The sequence below is a fragment of the Streptomyces sp. NBC_01003 genome (assembly GCF_045162695.1).
GTDB lineage: Bacteria > Actinomycetota > Actinomycetes > Streptomycetales > Streptomycetaceae > Streptomyces.
Map to the genome: position 1 here is coordinate 5304152 of NZ_CP108707.1, position 16101 is coordinate 5320252.

General features: G+C 69.4%; 19 protein-coding genes. 9 read left to right on the forward strand and 10 right to left on the reverse strand.

Annotated elements, in window-relative coordinates:
• Positions 1–66 precede the first annotated feature (66 nt).
• Positions 67–1452 (forward strand): serine hydrolase domain-containing protein, encoded by a 1386-nt coding sequence (locus OG698_RS24300; protein WP_406105392.1) that lies wholly within the window; start codon positions 67–69, stop codon positions 1450–1452.
• 120 nt (positions 1453–1572) lie between these two features.
• Here OG698_RS24300 and OG698_RS24305 read toward each other — a convergent pair whose 3' ends face one another.
• Complete coding sequence (locus OG698_RS24305) at positions 1573–2025, reverse strand: GNAT family N-acetyltransferase (RefSeq protein WP_406105393.1); 453 nt, start codon at positions 2023–2025, stop codon at positions 1573–1575.
• 81 nt (positions 2026–2106) lie between these two features.
• The gene (locus tag OG698_RS24310) at positions 2107–2565 is read right to left on the reverse strand and encodes a MarR family winged helix-turn-helix transcriptional regulator (protein ID WP_399969171.1); all 459 of its coding nucleotides are present in this window, start codon (positions 2563–2565) and stop codon (positions 2107–2109) included.
• A 142-nt stretch (positions 2566–2707) separates the two neighbouring features.
• Between OG698_RS24310 and OG698_RS24315 the strand changes: the two genes are divergently transcribed.
• Both OG698_RS24315 and OG698_RS24320 read left to right on the forward strand, forming a co-directional pair.
• The gene (locus OG698_RS24315; RefSeq protein WP_383089001.1) at positions 2708–3922 is read left to right on the forward strand and encodes an MFS transporter; all 1215 of its coding nucleotides are present in this window, start codon (positions 2708–2710) and stop codon (positions 3920–3922) included.
• 93 nt (positions 3923–4015) lie between these two features.
• A complete protein-coding gene (locus tag OG698_RS24320; RefSeq protein WP_406105395.1) occupies positions 4016–4438 on the forward strand; it encodes a heme-binding protein in 423 nt (140 codons plus the stop codon).
• 112 nt (positions 4439–4550) lie between these two features.
• On the opposite strand, the gene OG698_RS24325 is transcribed toward OG698_RS24320, so the two are convergent.
• Positions 4551–5417: a GNAT family N-acetyltransferase gene (locus OG698_RS24325; protein WP_406105396.1), complete on the reverse strand. Its 867-nt coding sequence runs from the start codon at positions 5415–5417 to the stop codon at positions 4551–4553.
• Between the two features lie 5 nt (positions 5418–5422).
• Positions 5423–5956 carry a DUF2269 domain-containing protein gene (locus OG698_RS24330; protein ID WP_406105397.1) on the reverse strand — a complete coding sequence of 178 codons (534 nt, stop codon included), beginning with the start codon at positions 5954–5956 and terminating at the stop codon, positions 5423–5425.
• Positions 5957–6032: 76 nt separating this feature from the next.
• Here OG698_RS24330 and OG698_RS24335 point away from each other — a divergent pair, with 76 nt between their 5' ends.
• Together OG698_RS24335 and OG698_RS24340 are read left to right on the forward strand one after the other, a co-directional pair.
• On the forward strand, positions 6033–6404 hold the full coding sequence (locus tag OG698_RS24335) for an HAD hydrolase family protein (RefSeq protein ID WP_406105398.1): 372 nt from the start codon (positions 6033–6035) through the stop codon (positions 6402–6404).
• Positions 6405–6826: 422 nt separating this feature from the next.
• Positions 6827–8395: a globin domain-containing protein gene (locus tag OG698_RS24340; protein WP_406105400.1), complete on the forward strand. Its 1569-nt coding sequence runs from the start codon at positions 6827–6829 to the stop codon at positions 8393–8395.
• A 110-nt stretch (positions 8396–8505) separates the two neighbouring features.
• Here OG698_RS24340 and OG698_RS24345 read toward each other — a convergent pair whose 3' ends face one another.
• The 5 genes from OG698_RS24345 to OG698_RS24365 form a co-directional block, all read right to left on the reverse strand.
• Positions 8506–8988, reverse strand: coding sequence for an NUDIX domain-containing protein (locus tag OG698_RS24345; protein ID WP_100597192.1), 483 nt, complete (start codon positions 8986–8988; stop codon positions 8506–8508).
• 115 nt (positions 8989–9103) lie between these two features.
• Positions 9104–10009, reverse strand: a complete 906-nt coding sequence (locus OG698_RS24350; protein WP_326774969.1) for a LysR family transcriptional regulator — start codon at positions 10007–10009, stop codon at positions 9104–9106.
• A 238-nt stretch (positions 10010–10247) separates the two neighbouring features.
• On the reverse strand, positions 10248–11384 hold the full coding sequence (locus OG698_RS24355; protein ID WP_406105402.1) for a cystathionine gamma-lyase: 1137 nt from the start codon (positions 11382–11384) through the stop codon (positions 10248–10250).
• On the reverse strand, positions 11381–11872 hold the full coding sequence (locus OG698_RS24360) for a low molecular weight protein-tyrosine-phosphatase (RefSeq protein WP_406105403.1): 492 nt from the start codon (positions 11870–11872) through the stop codon (positions 11381–11383). Before OG698_RS24360 ends, OG698_RS24355 begins: the two co-directional genes overlap by 4 nt.
• Positions 11873–11881: 9 nt before the next feature.
• Positions 11882–12262, reverse strand: coding sequence for a phage holin family protein (locus OG698_RS24365; protein WP_100597188.1), 381 nt, complete (start codon positions 12260–12262; stop codon positions 11882–11884).
• 80 nt (positions 12263–12342) lie between these two features.
• Between OG698_RS24365 and OG698_RS24370 the strand changes: the two genes are divergently transcribed.
• The 4 genes from OG698_RS24370 to OG698_RS24385 all read left to right on the forward strand — a co-directional run bounded on the left by OG698_RS24370 (position 12343) and on the right by OG698_RS24385 (position 14651).
• On the forward strand, positions 12343–12660 hold the full coding sequence (locus tag OG698_RS24370; RefSeq protein WP_406105405.1) for a cupin domain-containing protein: 318 nt from the start codon (positions 12343–12345) through the stop codon (positions 12658–12660).
• Between the two features lie 144 nt (positions 12661–12804).
• On the forward strand, positions 12805–13017 hold the full coding sequence (locus OG698_RS24375) for a DUF5326 family protein (RefSeq protein WP_100597186.1): 213 nt from the start codon (positions 12805–12807) through the stop codon (positions 13015–13017).
• A 358-nt stretch (positions 13018–13375) separates the two neighbouring features.
• Positions 13376–14089: an IclR family transcriptional regulator gene (locus OG698_RS24380; RefSeq protein ID WP_406111247.1), complete on the forward strand. Its 714-nt coding sequence runs from the start codon at positions 13376–13378 to the stop codon at positions 14087–14089.
• Positions 14090–14189: 100 nt separating this feature from the next.
• Positions 14190–14651: an SsgA family sporulation/cell division regulator gene (locus OG698_RS24385; RefSeq protein ID WP_100597185.1), complete on the forward strand. Its 462-nt coding sequence runs from the start codon at positions 14190–14192 to the stop codon at positions 14649–14651.
• Positions 14652–14730: 79 nt separating this feature from the next.
• On the opposite strand, the gene OG698_RS24390 is transcribed toward OG698_RS24385, so the two are convergent.
• On the reverse strand, positions 14731–16083 hold the full coding sequence (locus OG698_RS24390; RefSeq protein ID WP_406105407.1) for a YibE/F family protein: 1353 nt from the start codon (positions 16081–16083) through the stop codon (positions 14731–14733).
• Positions 16084–16101: the final 18 nt, after the last annotated feature.

The window sequence follows — 16101 nt, forward strand, 5'->3', positions numbered from 1 at the left end:
GTGCGACCTGGAGCTGTCGGCCTAAAAGGGGTCGACGCCTGGCTGCCGGCGGGGTGGACTTGGGGCATGACGACATCCCCTGAAGAGCTGCTGCCCACGACGCGCCGAGCCCTCTTGCATCACATTGCCACCGCTCAGGCGGAAGGCCGGTCCCCTTCGCTGGTGGCCGCGGTCGTTCGCGACGGTGAGCTGGTGTGGAGCGGTGGGCGTACCTGTGTGGACGGGCATGCTCCGGACGAGCACGTGCAGTACCGGATCGGCTCGATCACCAAGACGTTCACGGCCGTGCTGGTGCTGAGGCTGCGGGACGAGGGTGTGCTCGACCTCGGGGACCCGTTGGAGAAGCATCTGCCGGGCACCGGCGCCGGCCAGGTCACCATCGCCGAACTTCTGGCGCACACCAGTGGGTTGGCGGCCGAGACTCCTGGTCCTTGGTGGGAGCGTTCGTCGTCCTCGCTGCGTCCCGAGCTCGCCGATGTGTTGGGTGAGAAGCCGTTCAGACATCCGGTCGGCAAGCAGCATCACTACTCCAACCCCGGCTACACGTTGCTGGGTTCGCTGGTCGAGGCGTTGCGCGGTGCTCCGTGGGAGGACGTCCTGCGTCGCGAGGTCCTGGAGCCGCTCGGTCTGGACCGGACGAGCGGGCAGCCGCAGGCCCCGCATGCCGGTGGCTGGGCCGTGCATCCCTGGGCCGATGTGATGATGCCGGAGCCCGCGGAGGATCTGGGTCTGATGGCTCCTGCGGGACAACTCTGGTCGACGGCAGCGGATTTGGGGCGGTTCGCCGTGTTCCTGATGGAGGGCGACGACCGCGTTCTGAATGCGCAGTCCGTACGCGAGATGCGCACGCCCGCCGCGCCCACGCTGTCGGGGGACTGGGACTCCTCGTACGGCCTCGGTCTTCAGCTGGCACGGAGGAATGGCCGGGTGCTGGCCGGGCACGGTGGTTCGCTGCCCGGGTTCGTGGCGGGGCTGTGGCTGAGCGAGGAGGACGGTCTGGCCGCGGTCACGCTCGCCAACTGCACGTCGGGCGTGCCCGCATCGACGGTCAGCACGGACCTTCTCCGTATCGTTGCCGAGGCCGAGCCGCGCATCCCCGAGCCGTGGCGGCCCCTGCCGGACGTCGATGCGACGGTGCTGGAGCTCGCCGGGCCCTGGTACTGGGGTACGCAGAGCACGGTGCTGCGCCTGACGGCCGACGGAGGAGTCTCGCTCGGACCGCTGACGGGTGGGGCGCGGGACTCGCGATTCCGACCGAACGGCGACGGCACCTGGACCGGGCTGGACGGCTACTACGCGGGGGAACTCTTGCGCGTCGAGCGCCGGCCCGACGGGTCGGTGAGCCATCTCGATCTCGGATCGTTCGTCTTCACGCGTGAGCCGTACGAGAAGGGGGCGCCGGTTCCTGGCGGCGTGGACCCGGAGGGCTGGCGAGGGCTTCCTCGGTCCTAGCCGGTCTTGCTACCAGTCTGGATCGTTCCTGTCCGGCCTAGTTCCTGGTGGGGATGGTGAAGGGGCCGGATGCTCGTCTGTTTCACGTGAAACAGACGAGCACCCGGCCCCTCGGCGTTGTCAGAGCTGGAGCTTGAAGCCCACATGTGAGGCCTCGAAACCCAGTCGCTCGTAGAAGCGATGGGCGTCGGTCCGGGTGGCGTCGGAGGTCAGCTGCACCAACTGGCAGTTCTGGCGGCGGGATTCATCCACGGCCCACTCGATGAGCAACGTGCCGAGCCCGCTGCCACGCTCGTCCGCGTGGATGCGGACGCCCTCGATGATCGAGCGCGTGGAGCCCTTCCGGGAGAGCCCGGGGATGACGGTGAGCTGAAGGGCGCCGACAGTGCGCCCCTCGCGCACGGCGACGACCAGGTGCTGGTTGGGGTCCCCGGCGATGCGCGCGTGCGCCTCCAGATATGGCGTGAGGTCGTCCGGTGACTCGCGGCCGGCGCCCAGGTGGTCGTCCGTCAGCATTGCCACGATGGCCGGGACGTCGGAGGCCACGGCAGGCCGTATCTCAAGATCTCCCATGGCCGCAGCCTATGCGGCCATGGTGTCGTCAGTCCTGGACCGCCCGGCGCCGGGCGGTCCCCGGCCTTTCGAGGTGACGTCTCAGGCGGGGACGCGTACGGCTTCCACCGCGCGGACCAGCGGGGCGAGTTCGGGGTTCCTGGCCGCCTCGTCGAGTGCCTCGCGCAGGGCGGTGTCATTGGTGGGCCGCGCTTCGGCGAGCAGAGCCAGCCCCGTCTCGCTCACGTCCGTGTAGATGCCGCGACGGTCGGTGGGGCAGAGGTAGCGGGCGAGCAGACCGCGGTCCTCCAGACGCGTCACCAGGCGCGTGGTGGCGCTCTGGCTGAGGACAACGGCGTCCGCGACCTGCTTCATCTGCAGGTGACCGCCTTCACCGTCGTGCTGGCGGCTGAGGACATCGAGCAGCGAGTACTCCCGCACGCTCAGGTCGTGCTTGGCCTGCAGAGCGCGCTCGATGTGGGTCTCGATCCTCCCGTGGAGCAGGGAGAGGGCGCACCAGCCCTGGGCCAGGGCGGTGAGTGCGGGGTCTGTGGCGGTCATGGCTCTGGATTCCTCCGTCCCGAAGCGGCTGAGCCCAGGATAGTCCACGCGCGAAATTGTCGGCGCTTGCAAGTAGTGCGCGTCTGCAAGTATTGTGAACGCACGCAAAGCGCACCTGCAACAGTCTGGGAAGGTGAACCCTATGCCTCTCGCGCTTCTGGCTCTCGCGATCGGGGCCTTCGGGATCGGAACCACGGAATTCGTGATCATGGGGCTGCTCCCCGAGGTCGCGGGTGACTTCGGCGTCTCCATCCCCACGGCCGGATTTCTGGTCACCGGCTACGCCCTCGGCGTCATGTTCGGTGCCCCCCTCATGACGATTCTGGGCACCCGCATCTCGCGCAAGCGGATGCTGCTGCTCTTGATGGGCTTGTTCATCCTGGGCAACGTGCTCTCCGCGGTGGCGCCCGTCTTCCTCGTCATGGTGATCGGCCGCGTGGTCGCCTCACTCGCGCACGGCGCCTTCTTCGGAATCGGCGCGGTCGTCGCGGCCGAGCTGGTCGCCCCCGAGAAGAAGGCCGGAGCCATCGCCATGATGTTCACCGGCCTGACCGTCGCCAACGTCGTCGGCGTACCCCTGGGCACGCTCATCGGCCAGAGCGTCGGCTGGCGCGTCACCTTCGTGGCCGTTGCGGCGCTCGGAGTCGTCGGACTGCTCGGGATCGCCAAGCTCGTCCCCGACATGCCCAAGGCCGAAGGCGTCCACCTGCGGCACGAACTCGCCGCCTTCAAGAACGTCCAGGTCCTGCTGGCGATGGCCATGACCGTGCTCGGGTTCGGAGGAGTCTTCGCCGCCATCACTTACATCGCACCGATGATGACGAACGTCGCCGGTTACGCCGACACGTCGGTGACCTGGCTCCTCGTTCTGTTCGGCCTCGGCATGGTCGCGGGCAACCTGATCGGCGGCAAGTTCGCCGACCGCAAGCTGATGCCGATGCTGTACGTCGCACTGAGCGGGTTGGCCGTCGTGCTGGCCCTGTTCACGCTGACCGCCCACAACAAGGTCCTGGCGGCGATCTCGATCGCGCTGATCGGCGCTCTCGGTTTCGCCACGGTGCCGCCGCTGCAGAAGCGGGTCCTCGACCAGGCCCACGGCGCCCCCACGCTGGCCTCCGCGGTCAACATCGGCGCCTTCAACCTCGGCAACGCTCTCTCGGCCTGGCTCGGCGGCATCGTCATCGCGGCCGGCCTCGGCTACACGGCCCCCAACTGGGTCGGCGCTGTCCTCGCCGCCGCCGCACTCGTCCTGGCCGTCGTGTCCGCCGGCCTTGAGCGCCAGTCCAAGGCCTCGAACCCGGTCGTCGCAAGCGCGACTCCCGAAGGGGCCCGGCAGGCGGAACCCGCTCACAGCTGAGCGGCCCGCAGACCCTCACTTCACCCTCACTCCGGGGCCAGCGTCGTCCCCACACCCGTTTCACCGCACATCCCCGCAAGGAGAAACCCCCTCATGAGCACCACCACGGCTGTCGCGCCTCTGACCATCCAGGACGCGGAGATCCTCGTGACCGCCGCCCGCCGTGCGGCCGAGTCCGCCGGAGTGAACGTCAGCGTCACCGTCCTCGACGCCGGCGGACACCTGCTCGCCTTCCGGCGCGACGACCGGGCCGTGCTGATCTCCGGTGAGACCAGCACCCGCAAGGCGTACACCGCCCTCCAGCTGAACGCCCCGACCGCAGACCTCGTCGACCTGGTCAAGCCCGACGGCCCGTTCCACAGCCTGCCCACCGCCTTGGACCGGCCGTTGCTCTTCATCGCGGGCGGCATCCCCGTCCACCGCGACGGTCACCTCATCGGCGCGGTCGGTGTCGGCGGCGGCGCACCGGAGCAGGACCACGGGTTCGCCACGGCAGCCTTGGCAGAGCTCGTCTGACGCTCAACGAGGCCTGAGCGCGACGCGCCTCCCCACACAGAAGTCCGCCCCTGGACGCCGTGATCCCACGGTGTTCAGGGGCGGACTTCATCGCATGCGCTGCCCGGTCAGGTCAGCCCGCGGCGACCGTCAGGGGCGCGAAACGGCGCGTCCAGTCGCCGGGGAGTTCGGGGGCTCCGAAAGTCATCACGGCGTTGAAGGCCTGGGACTCCACCCCTCGTGCCTTGATCCACGCCAGCAGGTCCTCATGGCGCACGTCGATGTCGGTACGCAGGGGGCGATCCGTACTGGCGGCGAGCGAGGTGACGAGAGCCTTCGCCGTCTCGGTGTCGCGGGCGATCAGTGGGCCGATGACATGGGTGTCCATGTTGGGCCAGGCGGCCGCGAAGCCGATGAGTTCGCCTCCGTCCTCGGCCACGCGCAACTGGTCTGCGAAAGCCGGGAGGCGGGTCAGGACGTGGGTGCGGTCGAGGCCGAAGACCTCTGCGTCCAGGCGAAGGATGGCCGAGAGATCCTCAGCGGTCGCGGCGCGCGTGGCCACGGACGGCGTCGGTCCACCGGGGGTGAAGTGTCCCCGCACCATCTCCGCACGCCCGGTGACCTTGAAGCCCAACTCTTCGTAGAGCGGGCGGCCGTACGGGGTCGCGTGCAGGGTGAGCGGTGTGGTGTCCGCCTGCTCGGCGACGTACTGCATGAGGCGGCGGCCGATGCCGCGGCGGGCGTGGCGTTCGGCGACGAGCACCATGCCGATGGCGCTCAGCGCGGGCCGGTTCGGCGGGCCGTAGTCGGTCACCACGCAGGCGCTCACCAGGCCCCCGTCGGGGTCGTCGATGCCGTAGCCGGTGCCGGCCGCGAGCAGCAGGCCCCACTTGTGTTCCTCGCGGGGCCAGCCGCGGTCCTCGGAGAGATCGGCGCAGGCCGTGAGGTCGCGCGGGGTGAGCCGGCGGATGGGTAGATCGGAGAGGGGAGGTGTCGACACGCAGGTCAGGCTGACTGACGCAGCCGGTCCGCGTCCACCGCTTTGCGGGCAGCATGCTGCTTTCGGCCACGTCGCGTCAGTCCCCATGGCTTGCGTACCGAGATCACCGTCATGAAGAGATAGGCGGTCAGGGAGACAAGGGGGCCGGCCACCAGATCGCTCGGCTGGGGCAGCGGAGTACCTGCCATGACCGTCGCGACCGCGGCGTTGACGCCGGGTCGCAGCGCGAAGACCGAGGCGGCGGTTGTGGCGAGCGTGAGCCAGAACTTGGCATAGACCCAGCGGTGCCGGGCGAGGCCCCAGGGGGTGCCCAGTGACAGCAGCAGGCCGCTCAGCAGAGTGAGCAGAGCGAGCTGGATCACCAGCCAGTCCGTGAAGACCTTCATGGCGCGGCAGGCGGCCTCGACCATCGGGTCGGAACCCGTGGTGGTCGCCGTGACGGCGAGCGCGAGCAGGCCGAGTGTGAGCCCCAGCCAGCAGGCGGAGGACGTCACATGGACGACGAGGGCGGCTCGGCGAGCGGGACGGCGTAGTTTCACGTGAAACACCGTGCCGGGAGTGCCCCTCGAGGGCGTCCGACAGAGGGAGTAACCCCGGGTACTAGCCTCGGCGTACATGGCGAGACCGCATCTCTTCGAGCTGAACGGAACGCTGCTGCACGGGACGTCGGTGCCTGTGGAAATCTCCCGTCAACTGGGGCTCGAGGCCGAGATGGTGGCCCTGGATCGTGAGATCGGCGCGCAGCACATCGGACCGCCGGAGTACGCGCGGCGGGTGCATGCCCTGCTCAGCGCCGGGGCGAAGGTGAAGATCGCGGACCGGCTCTGTGAAAAGTTCGGGGTGTCACGGGCCACTTGCATTGCCTGCGGCGACTCGTTCTCCGATGTGGAGCTGTTCGGCGCCGTGCCGGTATCGGTCGCGGTCAATGTGGATCAGCACGTCGCGGGTCTGGCGACTCACTCGTATGCCGGCCGCGATCTGCGGTAGGCATACGAATTGGTGCGGCACGCCCGCTAATTGAGGGATTGCAGGGGCATATCCCCTGTCGAATTCCTTGCTGGGCAAGGGGGACTTGTGCGTTTGGCGGGTGCCGGTATGGTCGACTCCGGTCCGAGGCTACCGCGCTCGGCGCAACCCGGGCCATGCACGCAGGCCAAGTAGACAGCCTAACGGGACGGAGAGATCGAAGACCTGCTATTTCCGCTATGCGGCTTGCGGGGTCGCGCCGGATGGCACGCTGCGGTGAGGAACTGCGGGCAATGTCACATTCCTCCCTTACTTGTCCGTAGCGGACCGGAATGCGGGTTCACTTGGGCCGCCGCATTCTGCCGCGGCAGAACGGGGAAAGAGCGACTTCCGATCGCGGGAGTACGCAGACCGACCGAAAGATGTTCGAGGCGAGGCACAGCATGGACGCTCCGACCACAACGTCGGCCGACTCCGGTTCCGGCGGCGGGGGCGGTTGGTTCACTCCGCGCAAGGCGCCGCCCACCGGCCCGGGCACGAACCAGGACACGCCGTCAGAGGGGCGCAAGGTCACGCCTATACGACCTGTGGGCCGGCCCGAACGAATATCGGACGACCACGCGGAGACGGTGCCCGCGCAGAGCCCCGCCCCGGCGGCGGAGGCCGCACCCGCACCTCAGCACGCGTCGGCCCCTGGCCCGCGCCCTCGCCAGGCCGCCCCCGGCGGGAACGCGCACCCTACCCAGCCCGGCCCGGACGCGACCGCGCGTCCCCACGCCGCCCAGCACGGACAAGGGTCGAGCCCCGCGCGCCCGCCACACTCAGCGCCCCCGGCGCCGGCACCGGCACCGGAGCCCACGGCAGAGGCCACCCCCCGCCCCGCTCCCGCGCCCGAAGCCTCCCCCGACGCGCGGCTCATCCGCCGCACACTGGAGGAGGTCGGCCCCGACGCCGACAAGGTCACCTCGTACTTCTACGCGCTGCTCTTCGTGCGCCACCCCGAACTCCGGCCCCTGTTCCCCGCCTCGATGGACACCCAGCGCGACCGGCTCCTCAAGGCGCTGCTGACGGCGGCCGAGCACGCCGACAACAAGAGCGTCCTCGTCCCGTACCTGCAGAACCTGGGCCGTGGTCACCGCAAGTACGGCACGCAGCCCGAGCACTACCCCGCCGTCGGCGAGTGTCTGATCGGCGCGCTGACCCGGTACGCGACGACGACGTGGGACCAGGAGACGGAGGCGGCCTGGGTGCGCACGTACACGACGATCTCCCAGGTCATGATCGACGCGTCGGCAGCGGACGAGCTGCGCGCGCCCGCGTGGTGGTACGGCGAGGTGGTCTCGCACGACCTGAGGACCCCGGACATCGCCGTGGTCACGGTCCGGCCCGACCAGCCGTACCCGTTTCTCGCCGGGCAGTACACGAGCCTGGAGACGCCCTGGTGGCCGCGGATCTGGCGGCACTACTCCTTCGCCTCGGCGCCCCGCTCCGACGGGCTGCTCTCGTTCCATGTGAAGGCCGTCCCTGCGGGGTGGGTCTCCAACGCGCTCGTGCACCGCGCCCGTCCCGGCGATGTGATCCGGCTCGGCCCGCCCTCCGGTTCGATGACGGTGGACCACAGCTCCGACAGCGGGCTGCTCTGTCTCGGCGGAGGCACCGGGATCGCGCCCATCAAGGCCCTCGTCGAGGACGTCGCCGAGCATGGCCAGCGGCGCCCGGTCGAGGTGTTCTACGGGGCTCGCACCGACCACGACCTGTACGACATCGACACGATGCTGCGGCTCCAGCAGACCCACCCGTGGCTGGCGGTCCGCCCGATCGTCGATCAGCAGGCCCATCTGCAACTGCCCGACGCGGTACGCGAGTACGGCCCCTGGAACGAGTACGACGCCTATCTGTCGGGCCCGCCCGGCATGATCCGCAACGGGGTCGACGCCCTGCGGGACATCGGGATCCCGGTGGACCGGATCCGCCACGACTCGGTGGAGGAGCTCGTCGCGACCGGCAACTGACGCCGGCAGCCGAGTGTCGGGCCCGAAGAAAGCCGCCTACAGCAGGCGCCCCAGACCAGGCCCGCGGCTCTGGCCTGAAGTCCCAGCCCTGAAGTCCCAGCCCCGCCCCGTCAGCCCAGGTCAGGCGCGTGCATCGCCCGTACACCCTCGATGTTGCCGTCCAGATAGTGCCGCAGGGACAGCGGGACGAGGTGGACCGAGGCAATGCCGACGCGGGTGAAAGGCACCCGCACGATCTCGTACTCGCCGCACGGCTCCTCGATCTCGGGGCCGTGCCGCTGACTGAGGTCCATCGACTCGAGGCGGCAGACGAAGAAGTGCTGGACCTTCACGCCAGTGGCGCCGCCGTCCTCGCCGATGTGCTCGACGGTGTCCACGAAGCAGGGCACCACATCGAGGATCTTGGCGCCGAGCTCCTCGTGCACCTCGCGGTGCAGGGCGTCGACGACGGTCTCGTCCTCGGGTTCGACCCCGCCGCCGGGGGTCAGCCAGTACGGATCCAGGCCGGGCTTGGTCCGCTTGATCAGGATCAGGTCGTCGCCGTCGAGCAGGACGGCGCGTGCGGTGCGCTTGACCACGGGTCGGACGGTCATGGGAGAAATGTGGCCCCGCCGGTTCCACGTGAAACATTCCGTACCGACCTGGCCTCAGGCCAACGCCAACTGATCAGCGCTAGTTGATCACCAGAAATCGGTCAGCATGAACGGATCAGCACCAATCGACGGCGGTGCGCAGCAGCCACTCGTGCGCCCGCGCGATGTGCGGCATGGCCAGCGTTCCCGTGCGCACAACGAGGAAGTACGTCCGCAGCGGGGGCACCGGGGGATCGAGCAGGGCCACGACCTCGCCGCGCTCCAGGGCCGGCGCGCAGAGGTAGCGCGGCAGTACCGAGAGCCCGGCACCGGCGATGGTGCAGGCGAGCACCGCGCGTAGATCCGGCACGATGACCGTGCCCGACGTGGCCGGGCGTGAGTCGAAGACCGCGGCCCAGTAGCGGGCGACGAACGGCAGCGACTCGTGCGCCTCGACCAGCGGCAGATCCTCCAGCGCGGCCGCGCCGTTGCGGCGCAGGGTGCCGGGCCCTATGCGGGCGGCCCACCGCGGCGAGGCAAGGAGGACGTGCTCCTCGTCGCAGAGCGCAGTCGCGGTGAGCAGGGCGCCGCGCGGGCGGGCCGTCGTGATGGCCAGATCATGATGTCCGGCGCCAAGCCCCTCCAGGACTTCCTCGGCGTTGCCGAAGGAGGCGCGCAGGGCGAAGCTCTGGCCGTCGTCACGGGTGAGCGCGGTGAGGGCGGGCAGCGCACGCTCGGCGGTGAACTCCGGAGGCCCCGCGAGGTGCAGCGTGCGCACCGGCGACTCCTCGTCGATGCCGGTCTCGGTGATCTCCACGAGGGCGTCGAGGTGCGGAGCGGCTTTGTGCGCGAGTTCGTCGCCGATGGAGGTGGGGGTCACGCCACGCGCCTGGCGCAGGAACAGGGGGCGGCCCAACTGCCGCTCCAGGGTGCGGATCTGAGATGTCACCGCGGGCTGCGAAAGGCCGAGCAGCGCGGCGGCCCGCGTGAAGGAACCCGCCCGGTGCACGGTCACGAACGTGCGCAGCAGGGCGAGATCCATGGCGGTGTCCTCCCCTCTCGGCCTCCGGGTCGGCCCCAACTATAAATATGTCGATAGGTCTCTGTCGCTACCGTGATTGGACACTGACACAGAGTCAACTAGCCTTATGCGCGCGGTTCTTAGCGCGTAGGAACCGGGGACGGTCCGAGCCACGAGGGGGGAGGCTCGGACCGTCCATTGTGCGTAGCCGGTGATGAGACCGAGGCCGCGGCCGGCATGGAGTGGCCCGTGAGGGGCCCTAGATGGCCGCCTCGTCGAGCGCGCGCAGCACATCGGCCACCAGGTCGTCCGGATCCTCGGCACCGGCGGAGAAGCGGATGAAGCCCTCCGGGACATCGTCCCCGCCCCAGCGGCGACGGCGCTCGGCGGTGGACCGCACGCCGCCGAAGCTCGTCGCGTCGTCCACCAGCGTCAGGGACTCCATGAAGCGCTCGGCACGCGCGCGTGTGGGCAGCGTGAAGGAGACCACGCACCCGAAGCGCCGCATCTGTTGAGCGGCGATCTTGTGCGAGGGGTCGTCGGGCAGACCCGGGTAACGCAGGCCCTCGATGTCGGCGCGGTCGCGCAGGGCGAGAGCGAGCGCGAGAGCGTTGGCGTTCTGCCGCTCCGCCCTCAACTGGAGCGTGGCGAGGGAGCGATGGGCGAGCCAGGCCTCCATCGGGCCGGGAATCGCGCCGACGATCTTGCGCCAGCCCCGCACCGACGCGGTCAGCTCGGCGTCGCGGCAGGTCACGTAGCCGAGCAGGATGTCGCCATGGCCGGTGAGCTGCTTGGTGCCACTGGCCACGGAGAAGTCGGCGCCGAGCTCCAGGGGGCGCTGGCCGAGCGGCGTGGCGAGCGTGTTGTCGACCGCCACCAGGGCGCCACGCGCGTGTGCCGCCTCGGCGAGCCGCCGCACGTCGCATACGTCGAGGCCGGGGTTCGACGGCGTCTCGATCCACAGGAGCTTCGCGCCGTCCAGGACGTCGAGCTGGGCGTCGCCGGCGGTGGGGGCGGTGCGGACCTCGATGCCGAACGCCGTGAGCTGCTCTCGGACGAGCGGGAACACCTGGTAGCCGTCGCTCGGCAGCACGACCACGTCGCCGGCCTTGAGCTGCGAGAACAGCACCGCCGAGACGGCGGCCATCCCGGACGCGAAGACGAGGGTGTCGACATCTTCCTGGCCGGGCGCCTCGAGCTCGCCGATGGCCCGCTCCAGGTGGGTCCACGTCGGGTTGTCGTCCCGGCCGTACGTATAGGGCCCCGAGACATCGCCCGGCAGGTGGAAGTGTGCGGCGAAGACAGGCCCTGGGAGCGTCGGATCGTTCTTCGAGGCCTCGGGCAGCCCCGCCCGCACTGCCCTTGTGCCGTCCCCGATCTGCGTCGATTGCGTCATGCCGCCCGCCCTTCCAGTGCCGCGCGTACCGCGTCGAGCAGACCGTCGCTCGCCGCCTCCACCATTCTCAGGCACTCCTCGAAGCCCTCGATGCCGCCGTAGTACGGGTCCGGTACATCCAGGTCTGTCCCTGCCGAGAGGTCGTACGAGCGCAGCAGGCGGACCTTCTCGGCGTCCTGCGGGGTCGGGGCCAGGCGGCGCAGGGTGCGCAGATGCCCGGCATCCAGGGCGATCACCAGGTCGAGCCGGGAGAACCAGGAGGCGCTGAACTGCCGGGCCGAATGGCCGCTTTCATAGCCGCCGGCCGCCAGCACGGAGACGGTGCGGTGGTCGGCACCGTCCCCCTCGTGCCAGCCGTCGGTGCCCGCGCTGTCCACCTCCACGAGGCCGGCGAGACCGGCCTCGTGGACGCGCGCGCGGAAGACCGACTCGGCCATGGGCGAGCGGCAGATGTTGCCGGTGCAGACGAAGCACACACGGAAGGACATGGGGCGGGGTCAGTCCTTGTCGTCGGGCAGGACGACGTTCAGCGCCCAGGAGACGACCGAAATGATCAGGCCACCGAGGACGGCGGTCCAGAACCCCTCGACATGGAAGCTCTGGTTGAACTGGTCGGCCAGCCATGAGGTCAGCAGCAGCATCAGGGCGTTGACCACGAGCGTGATCAGGCCGAGCGTCAGGATGAAGAGCGGGAAGGTGAGGAGCTTCACTATGGGCTTGACCAGGAGATTCACCAGGCCGAACAGCAGCGCCACGATGATCAGCGTGCCGACCTTCTTGCCGGTGCTGTCCCCTGTCAGCGTGATCTTGTCGAGCAGCCACACCGCGACAGCAAGGGCCCCCGCGTTGGCGATCGTCTTGACTACGAAATTCTTCATGTGTCTGATCGTGGCAGACGAGACCGGATCATGAGAGTGGCCCTGCGAGGCCGCTCACGGGCAAGAGGCGGACAAGTGGGATGAAGGCATTCCGGCTGGACGAACTGGAAGCGGAACGTGCCGCGAACGACGGCGCGTATCTGCAGTTCCTGCGGGAGCGGAACATGTCGGTCGGGCTCTACGCCCTCGACGCGGGGGACCAGGACCCGCAGCAGCCCCACCAGCAGGACGAGGTGTATCTCGTCGTCAGCGGTCGCGGTTCGATCACCGTCGGCATGGAGACGACCCAGGTGGCGCGCGGCAGCGTCGTGTACGTGCCGGCCGGGGTGGCCCACAAGTTCCATCACATCAGCGAGGGCCTGCGGGTTCTGGTGGTGTTCTCTCCGCCTGAGAGCTGACGGCGGATCTCGGGGTTTCCTAGGGGGTCGCTCAGGGGACGACAAGGGGTCCGCGGCCCCCACAGGGCCCCTCGGCATGCCAGCATCGAATGCAGAAGCCGTATCGAAGCGGTACGGCTCGGGAGAGAGGTAAGGGCGATGGCAGTGCGAGAGATCTTCGCGGGCATGCCGTGGTGGGTTAAGTGGGTCGCGGTGCCGGTCATCGCCCTGGTCGTCTTCGGCGGACTGATAGCCAGCGTCGTGGGCTTCGTGATCGGTCTGCTCTTCAAGGTGCTGGTCTTCGTGGCCCTGGTCGGTGGACTCATCTACGTCGTACGGAAGTTCATAACGGGCTCGTCCTCGCGCAGCGACTGGTAGCTCTGGGCAACGGTTCGCTCGCGCGGGGGAAGTTTCCCCGCGCGGCCCTCTCGAAGTGGTGGCCAGGGCTAGAGTCCACAACTCGACGGCCGCACCCCCGTGATTCCCGAGAAGCGGGGGGGGACCCCACGCGCTTCGGGAGTGAACCTTGGCCACGGCTGAACCGCTTTCCGCCGCCCCGTTGTCCGCCGACATCACGTCCCCCGACACCATGTCTGCCGACGCCACGTCCCCACACGCGATGCCCCCTCCCCTCGGCTGTCGCGCGCACAGCTACGACGACGTTCAGGCCGAGGCCCACCCCGAGGGCGGCCCGACCGGCGCCCCGCCCACCCTCATCGGTTCCGTCCAGCGCGCGATGCGCCTCCTCGAGGCCGTCGCGTCGCACGAAGAGGGAGCGCCGGCCAAGCAGCTCGCCCGGGAGGCCGGCCTCGCGCTTCCCACGGCGTATCACCTGCTGCGCACGCTCGCCCACGAGGGCTATCTCCGCAAGGAGAAGGGCCTGTTCGTCCTGGGGGCGGCGGCCGAGCGGCTGAGTAGCAGCGCAACGCAGCAGAATCGTCGCGGCATGATCACCGACGCCCTGCAGCACTGGCGCGACGCCATCGGCGTCCCGGTGTACTTCTCGGTCTACCGCGAGGGCGAGATCGAAGTCGTGGCCGTCGCCGACACGCCCGGGAATCCGGCGGTCGCGGAATGGGCCGACTTCCGCGAGACGGGGCACGCGCACGCGATCGGCCAGTGCCTCCTCGCCCAGCTCGACGACGAGAGCCGACGCGACCACCTCGACCGCTATCCCGCGCATTCGATCACCCCGTACACGGTGCGCGACGACCGCTCGCTGCTACGACGGCTCAACGGGCTGGGGCGCATGCAACCGGTCGTGGAGCGCCAGGAGTACGCGTTGGGCACTGTCTGCGCGGCGTTTCCCATCACCGTCGGGTCCACCGCGGCCACGATGGCGGTTTCTCTCCCGTCCCATCAGGCCGGTCGCCTGCTGCCCGCGGCACGACAGCTGCAGAACGAAGTCGGCAAACTCGTCAGGACACTCGCCTTCTCTATCAGCATCTGAAAACTCACTCCTTGTGATCCCGCATGTACGTTAAGCAAGATGCGAAGGGTGCCGGGATGGTTACTCCCGGCCAATCGACGGCAAATTGACGGGGTAGGCGATGCGCGAGTCGGTACAGGCAGTACAAGCAGAGGTCATGATGAGCTTCCTCGTCTCCGAGGAACTCTCGTTCCGCATCCCGGTGGAGCTGCGGTACGCCGCCGCTGATCCCTACGCCGTGCGGCTGACCTTCCACCTCCCTGGGGACGCCCCGGTGACCTGGGCCTTCGGCCGAGAGCTCCTGGTGGACGGGGTGGCCGGTCCCTGCGGCGACGGCGATGTGCGCATCGAGCCGGTGGAACTGGCCGGCAGACCGGGCGAGATGCCGGGCGAGGTGCACATCAGGCTCCAAGTGGGCGGTGACCAGGCGCTGTTCCGGGCGGGCGTCGCTCCACTCGTCGCCTTCCTCGACCGCACCGACAAGCTCGTGCCGCTCGGCCAGGAGCGGGCGCTCGCCGACTTCGAGGCGCATCTTGACGAGGCACTCGACCGGATCCTCGCAGAGGAGCAGAGCGCCGGCTGACGGGCTCCAGGAGTCCGCGGACCATCAACTGACGTAACGCTTCAGCAGACCGGTGCCCTCGGGGCGCCCTCGCAGGGGTTCAGCGTTTCCGTCGCCGGCCCCTTCCTCCGCGTGCCGGACCGGCCGCGGCGGCGGACGGGGATCCGGGCCGGTCGGCCGAGACCACCAGGGCCGCGAGCGCGGTCGTCACCGGTACCGAGGCGACCAGCCCGATAGAGCCCACCAGAGTCCGCACGATCTCCACAGCCACCAGCTCACTGTTGGCCACGGTGCCCACACTGCTCTGCGCGATCGAGAAGAGCAGCAACAGCGGCAGCGCCGCGCCCGCGTACGCCAGGACGAGCGTGTTGACCACGGACGCGATGTGGTCGCGGCCGATCCGGATGCCCGCGCGGTACAGACCGCGCCAGCCCATCGTCGGGTCCGCCTGATGCAGCTCCCACACCGCCGACGTCTGCGTGACCGTCACATCGTCGAGCACACCGAGCGAACCGATGATGACGCTGGCGAGCAGCAGACCACTCATGTCGATGGACGGGTAAAGACCGTGGATCAGGCCCGTGTTGTCGTCCGTGTTGCCGGTCAGCGCCGCCCAGCCGATGAACAGCGAGCCGAGCAGCCCGATCAGGACCAGAGACACGAGCGTGCCGAGCACCGCGACCGACGTCCGGGCCGTCAGACCGTGACACAGGTAGAGCGCGATCAGCATGATGGCGCTCGCCCCGATCACCGCCACCACCAGCGGATTCGAGCCCTGCAGGATCGCGGGCAGGATGAAGAAGGTCAGCACCATGAAGCTGATCGCCAGCGCGACGAGCGCCATGACACCCCGCAGCCGGCCCACGACGACCACCGCCAGCGCGAAGATCCCGGCGAGCAGCGCCATCGGGAGCCTGCGGTCCACATCGGTGACGGAGTACTGAAGTTCCTTGGGCGCGTCGGGCGCGTAGGCCACGATCACCTTCTGGCCCTCGTGCAACTGCCTTGGTGAGTCCGGCTGCACGATCTCCGTGAACGTACGGCCGGTGTCCTTGCCGCTGTCGACGCGGACCGTGGCCTTCTCGCACGTGCCCTTCGCCTGCTGCTCGGCGGTCTGGCCCTCGGCGGTCGACGTATCGCCGGTGGGGGTGTCGCCGGAGGCGTTGACGGACTTGCAGTCGACCTTGTCGACCTTTGTGACGGTGGCCTGTTGGGTCTGCCGGTCGAAACCGACGCCGGTACGGGCGTGGGACGGGGCGCCGCCGGGCCAGAGCACCACGAGGCCGACCACGACCGCCACGGAGAACGGGATCAGTACCGCGGCGATGACCTTGCGCAAGTGCTTGGAGACGGGCGCGGCGGGGCCGTGGCTGTGGGAGTGCCCGTGTTCGGCGCTCCCCTGGCCATGGGGCGGATTCGGCGGCGCGGACGGAGGCTGCGGCGTGCTGGTCACCGCCCGATCATCGCAAGA